The sequence below is a fragment of the Streptomyces roseolus genome, assembly GCF_014649855.1.
Classification (GTDB): Bacteria; Actinomycetota; Actinomycetes; order Streptomycetales; family Streptomycetaceae; genus Streptomyces; species Streptomyces roseolus.
The window spans coordinates 1-12,711 of record NZ_BMTV01000034.1; the positions used below are offsets into that span (position 1 = coordinate 1).

A 12,711-nucleotide genomic window follows, 5' to 3' on the forward strand; every position below is an offset into this window, starting at 1 on the left:
GCCGTTCGTCAGATCCCCACGTCCCACAGGACGTGATCATCAACGAACAAGATCCACTTTCGCAACAGACCCTAGCCCCCGGGGGTCACCAGGCCCGACTCGTAGGCGAAGACCACCGCCTGCGCGCGGTCCCGCAGGTCGAGCTTGGCGAGCACCCGACCGATGTGCGTCTTCACGGTCTGCTCGGCGAGCACGAGCCGTTCCGCGATCTCCTGGTTGGAGAGCCCCCGGGCGATCAGTTCGAGCACCTCGGTCTCACGCGGCGTCAGACCGTTGAGCCGCAGCGCCGTCACGTCCTTGCGGGCTGCGGGGCGGGTCGCCGCGAAGTCGGCGATGAGCCGCCGGGTCACGGACGGCGCGAGCAGCGCGTCGCCCGCCGCCACGATCCGGACGGCGGCGATCAGGTCGGCCGGCGGCGCGTCCTTGAGCAGGAACCCGGACGCCCCGGCCCGCAGCGCCTCGTACACGTAGTCGTCGACGTCGAAGGTGGTCAGCATCAGCACCCTGGGCCGGTGCACCACCCCGGCCGGCGGGTGCAGGATCTCCCGGGCCGCCGCGAGCCCGTCCAGCTCCGGCATCCGCACGTCCATCAGCACCACGTCGGGGTGGACGGCCCGCGCCACCTCGACGCCCTGCCGCCCGTCCGGCGCCTCCCCGACCACGTCGATGTCGGCCTGGGCCGCGAGCAGCGCGGCGAATCCCGCCCGCACCATGGCCTGGTCGTCCACGATGATCACCCGAATGGTCACACGGCACCCTTGTCTGCGAGACGTTTCCCCGTCCGCCCGACTCTAGGGCGTGTCTTCCGGATCATGCCGGGCTCGTGACTCCCCGGCTACCGCTGGGAGGCGCCCCCACCGCAGGGACTCCCCCTCCGCCTTGCGACGCACGGCACCGGGCGCCGCGAGCCGATCCGGCCTGATCCGAAAGACACGCCTAGTTCGCGGCCGGGCCCCGGCCCGGATCCGGACCCGGTGCCGTCTCCGCGCCCGTCGGTGCGAGGGGGAGGCGGGCGGCGACGCGGAAGCCGCCGTCCGGCAGGGGGCCGGTGTCGAGGGTGCCGCCGGTCAGCCGGACGCGCTCGCGCATGCCGACGAGGCCGTGTCCGGTGCCCGCGCCCTCCAGGGGCGCGGCCCGCTCCGTGGCGGGGCCGTTGACCACCAGGACCGTCAGCAGGCCGGAGCCGTCCTCCCGCACCGACACCCGGGTGGGCGCGCCCGGCGCGTGCCGCACCGCGTTGGCGAGGGCCTCCTGCACGATCCGGTACGCGGACAGGCCCACCGCCTGCGGCACCTCCGTCCGCCCGTCCACGAGCTCCGCCGCCAGCGACAGCTCGGCCGGCACCCCGGCCCGTACGGTCGCCTCCACCAGCTGCTGGAGCCGGTCGAGCCCGGGCTGCGGGGCCCGTTCGCCTTCGCTCCCGTCGCTGCGGAGCACCGCGAGCAGCCGCCGCATCTCGGCCAGCGACTCCCGCGCGCTGCCCGCGATCGACGTGAACTCCTCGCGGGCCGCGTCCGGGAGCCCGGGGATCCGGTACGGCGCGGAGTCCGCCTGCACGGTGATCACCGACATGTGGTGCGCGACGACGTCGTGCAGCTCGCGGGCGATCCTGGCCCGCTCCTCCAGGAGCGTGCGCCGGGCCCGTTCGGCCTCGCTGATGGTCTCCTGCTCGGCGAGCCTGCGCTGGGCCTCGCCGCGGGCCCGGAGCGAGGAGGCCAGGAGCAGCAGCACGCCGCTCAGCACGAAGAGCAGTGTGGTGACGCCGGACTGGCCGTACGGCCGCACGAGCTCCAGGAGGTAGCCGGCCGCGCCGGTCGCCAGCCACACCCCGACGAGGGTGCGGCGCGGCTCGCGCAGCCCCAGCGCGAGCATCAGCGCGCAGTAGCCCACGACCGCCGGCGGCGTCCACGGCCACAGCCGGGCCTGCGGCCCGTCGGAGGCGAGCTGGACCAGCGCCCCGGCGATGTCGGCGGGGAGGACGACCCACCAGGCCTGGAGCGGCCGGGTGGTGGCGAGCAGCAGCGGCGCGGTCTGCGCGGTGGCGATCGCCCCGGCGAGGGCGCCGGGCACGTCGTAGTCGGTGATCAGCAGGTGGACGGTGACCGGGAGCAGGGAGGCGACGAGGGCGACCCCGAACGCGTACGGCAGCAGCCGCGTCCACCGGGCCGAGGCGCCGCCGAAGGGGGCGGCGCCCGGGGTGGCGGGGGTGGCGAAGGTGGCCTCCAGGGCCTGGAGGACCGCCCGTGACCAGCTCTGGAGCCGCACGGCGAGCGGGCCGGGGCGCGGTCGCTTCTCGAACGCTTTCATGTCGGGTCAGCCTAGGTTCGCGGCCCGGCCCCGTCGTCGTACCAGGGGGGTCGATTCCGGATCGGACCCTGGTATGACGTCGGCCCGGGTCGGGACGGCATAGGACGTCCGCCGGGTCGGGACGGCGTAGAACGTCCGTCCGGGCCGGGGCGGCGCAGGACGTCCGTCGGGTCGGGACGGCGCAGGACGTCCGTCCGGGCCGGGGCGGCGCAGGACGTCCGTCGGGTCGGGACGGCGTAGAACGTCCGTCCGGGCCGGGGCGGCGCAGGACGTCCGCCGGGTCGGGACGGCGCAGGACGTCCGTCCGGGCCGGGGCGGCGTGCGGCACCCGCCCGGGGCCGGGACGGCGTTACAGCTCGGCGAGCAGTTCCGTCTTCTTCGCCGCGAATTCCTCGTCCGTCACCAGGCCCGCCCGGTGCAGTTCGCCGAGGTGCCGAATCCTTTCAGCAATGGCCCCGGGGTCACCGTGCGCCGCGCTGCGCACCCCCGCGGGGACGGGAGCGCGGTCCTTGGCGCGGATCGCCGCGAGGACCGCCGCCGCGAACGGCAGGGAGTCGTGCACCGGGCCGTACCCGAGCCCGAAGACCACCGACGCCGGATCGTGGTCCGGCCGCTCCGGCCGGGGCGTCCCGCCCCGGGGGAGCAGCCGCAGGAACCCGCCGGGGGAGTCCGGGGTGCGCCACTCGACCCCGCTCAGCTCCCGCACCGGGAAGACCTGGTCCCCCGTCTTCCACTTCTCCGACGTGGCCATCGTCGACGACCAGCGGAAGGTGACCTCGGACGTCCCGTCGAACGTCGCCTTCCCGTCGTACGCCTTGAAGGAGATCGGCCCCTGCGGCGGCGCCACCAGGAAGCCGGAGTCCCAGCGATCGACCGGGTCCAGTGGATCCAGCGGGTCCGGCGGCCCCGCGGGGATCACCGCGGCCAGCTCGTCGCGCAGCCGGGCGGCGAGCTCCTCGCGGTCGGCGGGCAGCGCGAGGCGGTACGGGTCGCAGGTCTCCTTCAACTGCCCCGCGGCCGCCTCCATCAGCGGATCGGCGCCCGGCCGCGGCACGGCGTGCAGCACGACGGTGCCCCGCCTGCCCGGCGCGAGCGTCGCCGCGGACAGCGCCTCGTACGGCACGCGTCGCTCGCGCAGCGCCTGGAACAGCCTCGGCGTACGGATCCCCCGTTCGAAGCGGATGACGAGGGCGTCGCTCTCGAACTCCCAGGTGGCATGAATTCCGGCCAGCACATCACCCATACGCCTCATCGTAAGCGGCGCGTGGCCGTGCGTCGCCCCTCGGAACTATGGGGAAATTCCGTGATCTACGCGCGTCAGAGCTCGGTGCCGCCGGAGATTCCCCCGTGGCAAGCGCTGTCGGCACGTGCGCAGACGACCCGGCCGAAGGCTCCCGCGCCGATCGCCGCGAAGTTCCCGAGGCTCTCCGTCCCCGGCTCGAAATAACCGCTGTGCCCGGCCGCTCCGGCCGCCGAGACCAGTCGCGCCCCGAACTCCGGCGCCACCGGGTCCGCCCCGTGCCCGACCCCGCCGACCTCCAGGTGGGGGACGTCGGCGATCCAGTCCTCCGCGTCCCGCATCGCCCATATCCGCGCCTTCGTGCCCAGCTCGGCGGCGGTCTCCGCCCGCATCCCGGGGCTGCCGGCCACGGTCAGGTCCGTCACCCGCTCGGGCAGCCGCGGCGCGGCGATCCCGCAGAGCACGGAGCCGTAACTGTGGCAGAAGAGCGCCACCCGCGCCGTTCCCGGCAGTCCCTCGGCGAGCCGGACGAGCCGGTCGGCGCCGGTGGCGGCGAGCCGTCCGGTCGCCGCGTCCACGCCGACGCGGGCGGGCGCGGTGTAGCCGGCCCAGGCGATGACCGCGACCCTGGCCCCCGGGGCGGTGCGCCGCTCGGCCTCGTACAGGGCGCGCGCCATGCCGACGGGGGCGGTGTACCGGCCGTGGGTCTTCTGGAAGGTGAGGAGATGGGTGTCGACGCCGGGCACGACGACCGACACCCGCCGGGCCCGCTCCAGGTCGCCCAGGACCTCGGCGACCCGGCCCGTACCGGTGGGGTCGAAGGCGAGGATCCGGCGGTCGGGGGCGAGGAGGGACCGGAGGCGGTCCACCCGCCGGCGGGCCTCGTGCCGGCCCTCGGAGGAGAGGCGGGGGTCGTCGACGCGGGGCCGTTCGGCCGCGAGCGCGCGGGCGAGGCCGATCCGGTTGGCGCGGTAGCGCAGGGCCGGTGGTGCCCCGTCGAGATTGCCGACGACGAAGGGGTGCCGCTCGGCGAGGTCCTCGGCGCGGGCCGTCCCGAGGGCGGCGAACCAGGCGGCGACCGTCCGCGGCGGGGCGGTGGCCGGATCCGGCGGCGGGACGTCCGCCGTCCGCTCCCGCGCCCAGGCGGCCAGCGCGGCCTCCATGGACGGACCGGCCGCGGGCCGCTGCCGGGCGGTGGTCCACCCGGTGGTGGCCAGCATCACGAGGACGACGGCCAGTGCGAGCAGCGTGCGCAGGACGGCGAGGGACGGCGGGACGTCGGCGGAGGTCACGGGCGCACACCCTAGACGGCCGAGATGACGGACCGGCCGGGAGCGGCCCGTGCGGGAGCCCCGCCCGGCGGGGCGCCGCGACCGGACGTCCGGCCTCGTGCCGACGTCGTGGCGGCCTCGTGCCGCACTCGGGCCGGAGTCGTGCTGGGCTGGTGTCCGCCTCGATCCGGACTCGCGCCGGCCGTGAACCGCCCTGGTTTTCGGCCCGGTTCGGGGTCGGGCGCGGGGTCTGCCCGGGGCCGCGCGTCAGTCCCGCGTGCCGGGCTCCCGCCAGTGGAGGGAGAGCGCCGGGCCGAGGTGGTCGAGGTACCGCTCGGTGAGGGCGCGGATGGCCTCCAGGGTGCGGTCCGTGCCCTTGCCCCACATCTGTCCCGTGACGCGCATCACGCCGCAGAAGGCGGCCACCGCGATCCGGGGCCGCGGGTCGGCGTCCACGTCGAGCCCCTCGCGGCGGGCGACGAGCCGGGCGACGGTCTCCTCCATCTCGCTGGACCGGCGCAGGTGCGCGGCGAGCAGCGCCGGCGTCGACTCGATCATGAGGAAGTTCCGCAGGTACAGCTCGACGGGGACGACCTCGTGGATCGCGTCGCCCACCCCGTCCCAGGAGGCCAGCACGGCGTTGCGCATCGCGTCGAAGGGCCCCTCCTCGGGCGGGCGCGCGGCCAGCGCCCGGACGAACTCCTCCTCGACGATCCGCTGGAGGGCGAAGGCGACCTCCTCCTTGGAGGCGAAGTAGCGGAAGAACGTCCGCTGGGAGACCTCCACCGCCTCGGCGATCTCGTCGACGGTGGTCCGCTCGTACCCCTGGGTGGTGAAGAGCTCCAGGGCGACCTTGATGAGCGCGTCGCGGGTGCGCTGTTTCTTCCGCTCACGCAGGCCGGGCGCGGACACGGTCAAAGGAGTCTCTTTTCGGTGGATTGCGGGAGCTTCTCCCTGATCAGCGTACCTGTGAGCTACGTGACAGTTACCGACGCGTGAATCGCTTTGTCAATTGTCAGTGACTGTCACTAGCCTCGTTCTCATGACTAGTCAGACCACCGTGGAAAAGACCCCGCAGGGTCAGGGGGGCGCCCGGGAACCCGTACCGGGCCCGGCGAAGGGCCTGCGCGGCCACCCCTGGCTGACTCTGTTCGCCGTCGCGGCCGGCGTGATGATGGTCGCGCTCGACGGCACGATCGTCGCCATCGCCAACCCCGCCATCCAGGCCGATCTCGGCGCCACCCTGGACCAGCTCCAGTGGATCACCAACGGCTACCTGCTCGCGCTCGCCGTCGCCCTGATCACCGCCGGCAAGCTCGGCGACCGCTTCGGCCACCGCCAGACCTTCCTCATCGGCATCGCCGGCTTCGCCGCCGCGTCGGGCGCCATCGGCCTCTCCGACTCGATCGCCGCCGTCATCGCCTTCCGCGTCCTCCAGGGCCTCTTCGGCGCCCTGCTGATGCCGGCCGCGCTCGGCCTGCTCCGCGCGACCTTCCCCGCCGAGAAGCTGAACATGGCGATCGGCATCTGGGGCATGGTCATCGGCGCCTCCACCGCCGGCGGCCCGATCCTCGGCGGCTTCCTCGTCGAGCACGTCAGCTGGCAGTCCGTCTTCTTCATCAACGTGCCGGTCGGCGTCCTCGCCCTCGTGCTCGGCCTGGTGATCCTCAAGGACCACCGCGCCGAGAACGCCCCGCGCTCCTTCGACGTCCTCGGCATCGCGCTGCTCTCCGGCGCGATGGGCCTGCTCGTCTGGAGCCTCATCAAGGCCGGTGCGGACTGGGGCTGGGCCAGCGGCAACACCTGGGGCTGCCTGATCGGCTCGATCGTCCTCTTCGCCGTCTTCGCGGTCTGGGAGACGAAGGTCAAGGAGCCGCTCATCCCGCTGGGCATGTTCCGCTCCGTGCCGCTCTCGGCCGGTGTGGTGCTGATGGTCCTGATGGCCTTCGCCTTCATGGGCGGCCTCTTCTTCGTGACCTTCTACCTCCAGGGCGTGAAGGGCCTCGGTCCGATCGACGCCGGTCTGCGGCTGCTGCCGCTGACCGCGATGATGATCGTCTCCTCGCCGCTGGCCGGCGCGCTCATCACCAAGTTCGGCCCGCGGGTGCCGCTGGTCGGCGGCATGGTCTGCACGGCCGCCGCGATGTTCGGCATGATCACGCTCTCCTCCGGCACGAGCACGCTCGCCATGTCCCTCTGGTTCGCCCTCCTCGGCCTGGGTCTCGCCCCGGTCATGGTCGGCGCCACCGAGGTCATCGTCGGCAACGCGCCCCTGGAGCTCTCCGGCGTCGCCGGCGGTCTCCAGCAGGCCGCCATGCAGGTCGGCGGCGCGCTCGGGACCGCGGTGCTCGGCGCGGTCATGTCCTCCAAGGTCGCCGGCTCCTTCGCGGAGAACTGGAAGGAGGCCGGCATCCCGGTCCCGGTCGACCCGCGCCTGGAGGAGGCCGCCGAGTTCGGCATGGCCCCGGAGGCGATGGCGAAGGCGCCCGGCATGACCCCGGACCTGTTCGCCAAGATCACCGACGTCATCCACGACACCTTCCTGCAGGGCATGGGCCTCGCCTTCACCGTCGCCGGTGTCGTCGCGGTGGTCGCGGCCCTGGTCGCCACCCTCACCAAGCGCGGCGAGAACGCGCAGGCGGGCATGGGTGGCGGGCACATCTGACCCGCGTCCGGCCCGTGCCCGACCGTGCGGGGCCCGGAGGGGCCTTGGAGTGGCCTGGAGGGGTTCCGGAGTGCCTCGGGGGGACCGGAGGTGGCCCGGAGGGTCCGGAGGTGGCTCGGGGGGTCCGGAGAGGCCCGGGGGCCCGAAGGGGTCCGGAGGGGCTTCGAGGACCCTGAGGTTCCCTAGGGGGCCGTCACCCGTTCGAAGGAACGGGGGCGGCCCCCCTTCCGTTCGGCGGATCACTTCCTCCATGCTCGTGATTACAGAGAGTGACGACATGGGGGATGATCTGCATGAACGCAAAGACGATGGCCGTACTCACGGGACTGGCGGCCCTGCTCCTGGCCACCCTCCCGGCCGCATCCGCTCCGGCGGCTCCGGCAGCCGCGGCGGCTCCGGCCGCCGGGACCTCGCTGGGGGTCTGCGGGCCCGGGCGGCTCTGCCTCTGGCCGAAGCCCGACTTCAAGGGCCGGCCGTGGACGTACGAACTGGCGACGACGGACCTCGACAGCTGCGTCGCCCTGCCGGCGGGGGCCTCGGCCCAGTCCCTGGCCGTCCGCACCGGCCGGCCGGTGACGGCCTACCAGTCGCCGGAGTGCGCGGAGACGGGCGAGTTCGAGACCTACCCGGGCCGGGGCACCTGGGTCCCGCAGACGCCCTACGAGGTCAGAGCCTTCAAGCTCTGGGAGCGGTAGGACCACCGGGCGCCGACACCCCGTCCGGTAGGCCCTCCGGTGCGTCGTCCTCCGGTACGTCCTCCGGCCCTGTCCCCGCCTGCCGCGGCACCGGGCCGGAGAGGCGGGCGACCTCGGCGCGCAGCTCGCGGACCTCCCGGGTCAGGGCCTCCAGGAGCTCCGTCTGGCGGCGTTCCAGCGCGTCGTCGCGCTCGAAGCGGGCGATGAACCAGGCCGCGATGTTGGCGGTCACCACACCCAGCAGGGCGATGCCCGAGAGCATCAGCCCGACCGCCAGCACCCGCCCGAGACCGGTCGTCGGCGCGTGGTCGCCGTAGCCGACCGTCGTCATCGTGGTGAAGGACCACCACACCGCGTCGCCGAGGGTCCGGATGTTGCCGTCCGGCGCGTCCCGCTCGACGTGCAGCACCGCCAGCGAGCCGAACATCATCAGCCCGACCACCGCGCCCGCCACATAGGTGGTGAGCGTGATCTGCGGGGCCATCCGGGCCCGCCGGCCGACGAGGAGGAGAGTGGAGACCACCCGCAGCAGCCGCAGCGGCTGCACCAGCGGCAGCAGCACCGCGAGCAGGTCGAGGGGGTGGGAGCGGACGAAGGCCCAGCGCGCCGACGAGAGCGCCAGCCGGACGGCGTAGTCCACCGCGAAGGCGCCCCACACCGCCCACTCCACCCAGGAGCACAGCCGGTGCACCCAGGGGTCGGCGCCGGGCGCCACGATCGGCACGGCGTAGGCGATGCCGAAGGCCACCGCCAGGACCAGCAGCGGGGTCTGGGTGAGCTCTTCCCAGCGGACCTTCGCGGGGCGCTCCTTCTTCACGGACATGCGGGGCATCGTAAGGAATGCCGGGCACCGCGAAGGGCGGCGGGACCCGCCGGTCCCACCGCCCTCACCAGGTGCTACGCCCCGCCGCGGCCCGTCAGGCGTCGCCGCCCGCGGGGCCCGGGTCGGCGGCGGCCACGTCCAGGAGCTGGTAGCGGTCCACCGCCTGCTTCAGGACCGCCCGGTCCACCTTGCCCTCGCGGGCCAGCTCGGTGAGGACCGCGAGGACCACCGACGGCGCGTCGATGTGGAAGTAGCGGCGGGCGGCGCCCCGGGTGTCCGCGAAACCGAAGCCGTCCGCGCCGAGGGAGGTGTACGGCCCGGGGATCCAGCGGGCGATCTGGTCCGGCACCGAGCGCATCCAGTCCGAGACCGCCACGAAGGGGCCCTCGGCGGCCTGGAGCTTGCGGGTGACGTACGGGACGCGCTGCTCCTCGTCCGGGTGGAGCAGGTTGTGCTCCTCGACCGCCACCGCCTCGCGGCGGAGCTCGTTCCAGGAGGTCGCGGACCAGACGTCGGCCTTGACGTTCCACTCCTCGGCGAGGATCCGCTGCGCCTCGATCGCCCACGGGACGGCGACGCCGGAGGCCATGATCTGCGCGGGGATCGTGCCGGCCTCGGCCCGCTTGAAGAGGTGGATGCCCTGGAGGATGCCCTCCACGTCCACGTCCTCCGGTTCGGCCGGGTGCTGGATCGGCTCGTTGTAGACCGTCAGGTAGTAGAAGACGTCCTCCGCCTGGGGGCCGTACATCCGGCGCAGACCGTCCTTGACGATGTGCGCGATCTCGAAACCGAAGGCCGGGTCGTAGGCGATGCAGGCCGGGTTCGTCGAAGCGAGGAGGTGCGAGTGACCGTCGGCGTGCTGGAGGCCCTCGCCGGTCAGCGTGGTGCGGCCGGCCGTGGCGCCGAGGACGAAGCCGCGGGCGAGCTGGTCGGCCATCTGCCAGAACTGGTCGCCGGTCCGCTGGAAACCGAACATCGAGTAGAAGACGTAGACCGGGATCAGCGGCTCGCCGTGGGTGGCGTAGGCCGAGCCGGCGGCGATCAGCGAGGCCGTGCAGCCGGCCTCGGAGATGCCGTCGTGCAGCATCTGGCCGGTCGGGGACTCCTTGTAGGCGAGGAGGAGTTCGCGGTCCACCGCCTCGTACTGCTGCCCCAGCGGGTTGTAGATCTTGGCGCTCGGGAAGAAGGAGTCCATGCCGAAGGTGCGGTACTCGTCCGGCGCGATCAGCACGAAGCGCTTGCCGATCTCCTTGTCCCGCATCAGGTCCTTGAGCAGCCGGACGAAGGCCATGGTGGTGGCGATCGACTGCTGGCCCGAGCCCTTGCGGACCGCCGCGTAGGTCTTGTCGTCCGGCAGCGCCAGCGGCTTCGACCGCACGACCCGGGTCGGCACGTAGCCGCCGAGCGCGTTGCGGCGGTCGTGCATGTACTGGATCTCCTCGGAGTCCCGGCCCGGGTGGTAGTACGGCGGCAGGCCGGACTCCAGCTCCTTGTCGGTCACCGGGATGTGCAGCCGGTCGCGGAAGCGCTTGAGGTCGTCGACCGTCAGCTTCTTCATCTGGTGGGTGGCGTTGCGGCCCTCGAAGTTGGGGCCGAGGGTCCAGCCCTTGACGGTCTGGGCCAGGATCACCGTCGGCTGGCCCTTGTGGGCCTTGGCCGCCGCGTAGGCCGCGTAGATCTTCTTGTGGTCGTGGCCGCCGCGCCCCAGGTGGAGGATCTGCTGGTCCGACATGGACTCGACCATGGCCCGCAGCCGGTGGTCGTCACCGAAGAAGTGGTCGCGGATGTACGCGCCGGTCTCCGTGGCGTACGTCTGGAACTGCCCGTCCGGCGTGGTGTTCAGCCGGTTCACCAGGATGCCGTCGCGGTCCTGGGCGAGCAGCGGGTCCCAGGAGCGGTCCCAGATGAGCTTGATGACGTTCCAGCCGTTGCCCCGGAAGATCGACTCCAGCTCCTGGATGATCTTGCCGTTGCCGCGGACCGGGCCGTCGAGCCGCTGGAGGTTGCAGTTGACGACGAAGGTGAGGTTGTCGAGGCCCTCGCGGGCCGCGATGGAGAGCTGACCGAGCGACTCGGCCTCGTCCATCTCGCCGTCGCCGAGGAAGGCCCACACGTGCGACTTCGAGGTGTCGGCGATCCCGCGCGCCTCCATGTACCGGTTCATCCGGGCCTGGTAGATCGCGCCGAGCGGGCCGAGGCCCATCGACACCGTGGGGAACTCCCAGAAGTCCGGCATCAGCCGCGGGTGCGGATACGACGACAACCCGTCCGGGTACTTCGACTTCTCCTGGCGGAAGCCGTCGAGCTGGGCCGTGCTCAGCCGGTCCAGGAGGAAGGCTCGGGCGTAGATGCCGGGGGAGGCGTGGCCCTGGAAGAAGATCTGGTCGCCGCCGTCGCCCTCGTCCTTGCCCCGGAAGAAGTGGTTGAAGCCCACGTCGTACAGGGAGGCGGAGGAGGCGAAGGTGGCGATGTGGCCGCCGACGCCGATGCCCGGGCGCTGGGCGCGCGAGACCATCACGGCCGCGTTCCACCGGGTGGCGTTGAGGACCTTGCGCTCGATCTCCTCGTTGCCGGGGAAGAAGGGCTCGTCCTTGGTGGCGATCGTGTTGACGTAGTCCGTGCTCCGCATCTCGGGCACGGCCACCCGCTTCTCGCGGGCGCGCTCGATCAGCCGGAGCATCAGGTAGCGGGCCCGCTCGCGGCCCCGCTCGTCGACGGCCGCGTCGAGGGAGTCGAGCCACTCCTGGGTCTCTTCCGGGTCGAAGTCCGGGACCTGGCTGGGAAGGCCGCCAATGATGATCGGGTTGCGGTCGGATCCGGGAGCCACGCTGTTCCTTCGCTGGTCGGGGGGATCCCCCGAGGGAGGGGAGCCCCGGTGAGGCCGGGATGTCCGAGGCCGGGGACGTCCATCGTGTACCCGGCCCGCGGCACGCGTCATCTTTACCGAGAGGCGGTCCTCCCCGCGCCCTCCCGCGCGAACGGTATGGTCAAATCGCAACCTTACGCCCAATCCGCGCATGCGTTCCGGCAATGTGTTCGGCAGACTGAAACCGCAGAAACCCGCGAAGCGGGACGAATCGTGTACCCCTGATCACGGAGTGCTGTCGAAAGTCGCCGGAAGTTGCGGTGAGACGGCCCCAAACGTCACCGTTTCGGCGGTCTCCACGGCCGGGTACTTGCGCGATCCGCCCCGTCACGTGTGGACTACGGCCAGCGCCGCGCGCACGCGCGGCCCGAGCATTTTCCGTTACATGATCAGGAGGCAAGCCGTGAGCGCGACCGCGGACCACGCGGAGGAGCGGACCAACCCGGCGGCGAGGCTGGGGTTCGAGCCCGGACAGGTGGTCCAGGAGATCGGCTACGACGACGACGTCGACCAGGATCTCCGTGAAGGCATCGAGTCCACCATCGGCCAGGAGCTCGTGGACGAGGACTACGACGACGTCGCAGACGCCGTCGTCCTCTGGTTCCGGGACGAGGACGGTGATCTCACCGACACGCTGGTGGACAGCATCGGTCTGCTGGAGGACGGCGGCAACATCTGGCTGCTGACGCCGAAGACCGGCCGTGACGGCTACATCGAGCCGTCCGACATCAACGATGCCGCGCAGACCGCTGGTCTCTCCCAGACCAAGAGCATCAGCGTCGCCAAGGACTGGACGGGCACCCGCCTGGCCGCTCCCAAGCGCTGATCCCCCTGCTGCGCGAAG

10 protein-coding genes are annotated in these 12,711 nt (G+C 72.7%); 3 read left to right on the top strand and 7 right to left on the bottom strand.

The window, feature by feature from the left end:
* Positions 1-71: 71 nt before the first annotated feature.
* The 5 genes from IE245_RS31075 to IE245_RS31095 all read right to left on the bottom strand — a co-directional run bounded on the left by IE245_RS31075 (position 72) and on the right by IE245_RS31095 (position 5,730).
* Positions 72-749 (bottom strand): response regulator, encoded by a 678-nt coding sequence (locus tag IE245_RS31075; protein WP_189953674.1) that lies wholly within the window; start codon positions 747-749, stop codon positions 72-74.
* Positions 750-936: 187 nt separating this feature from the next.
* On the bottom strand, positions 937-2,307 hold the full coding sequence (locus IE245_RS31080) for a sensor histidine kinase (RefSeq protein WP_189953675.1): 1,371 nt from the start codon (positions 2,305-2,307) through the stop codon (positions 937-939).
* Positions 2,308-2,656: 349 nt separating this feature from the next.
* Positions 2,657-3,550, bottom strand: a complete 894-nt coding sequence (locus IE245_RS31085) for a DUF4429 domain-containing protein (RefSeq protein ID WP_189953677.1) — start codon at positions 3,548-3,550, stop codon at positions 2,657-2,659.
* A 74-nt stretch (positions 3,551-3,624) separates the two neighbouring features.
* Positions 3,625-4,839 (bottom strand): alpha/beta hydrolase, encoded by a 1,215-nt coding sequence (locus IE245_RS31090; RefSeq protein WP_189953679.1) that lies wholly within the window; start codon positions 4,837-4,839, stop codon positions 3,625-3,627.
* Positions 4,840-5,085: 246 nt separating this feature from the next.
* On the bottom strand, positions 5,086-5,730 hold the full coding sequence (locus IE245_RS31095) for a TetR family transcriptional regulator (protein WP_373305433.1): 645 nt from the start codon (positions 5,728-5,730) through the stop codon (positions 5,086-5,088).
* Positions 5,731-5,989: 259 nt separating this feature from the next.
* Between IE245_RS31095 and IE245_RS31100 the strand changes: the two genes are divergently transcribed.
* Together IE245_RS31100 and IE245_RS31105 are read left to right on the top strand one after the other, a co-directional pair.
* Positions 5,990-7,483 carry an MFS transporter gene (locus IE245_RS31100; protein ID WP_373305434.1) on the top strand — a complete coding sequence of 498 codons (1,494 nt, stop codon included), beginning with the start codon at positions 5,990-5,992 and terminating at the stop codon, positions 7,481-7,483.
* A gap of 293 nt (positions 7,484-7,776) precedes the next feature.
* The gene (locus IE245_RS31105; protein WP_229851739.1) at positions 7,777-8,178 is read left to right on the top strand and encodes a peptidase inhibitor family I36 protein; all 402 of its coding nucleotides are present in this window, start codon (positions 7,777-7,779) and stop codon (positions 8,176-8,178) included.
* On the opposite strand, the gene IE245_RS31110 is transcribed toward IE245_RS31105, so the two are convergent.
* Positions 8,159-9,001, bottom strand: coding sequence for a potassium channel family protein (locus IE245_RS31110; protein WP_229851741.1), 843 nt, complete (start codon positions 8,999-9,001; stop codon positions 8,159-8,161). The genes IE245_RS31105 and IE245_RS31110 overlap by 20 nt on opposite strands.
* Before the next feature lie 94 nt (positions 9,002-9,095).
* Complete coding sequence (aceE, locus tag IE245_RS31115) at positions 9,096-11,828, bottom strand: pyruvate dehydrogenase (acetyl-transferring), homodimeric type (RefSeq protein ID WP_189953688.1); 2,733 nt, start codon at positions 11,826-11,828, stop codon at positions 9,096-9,098.
* Between the two features lie 442 nt (positions 11,829-12,270).
* Here aceE and IE245_RS31120 point away from each other — a divergent pair, with 442 nt between their 5' ends.
* Positions 12,271-12,693 carry a DUF3052 domain-containing protein gene (locus IE245_RS31120; protein WP_189953690.1) on the top strand — a complete coding sequence of 141 codons (423 nt, stop codon included), beginning with the start codon at positions 12,271-12,273 and terminating at the stop codon, positions 12,691-12,693.
* Positions 12,694-12,711 lie beyond the last annotated feature (18 nt).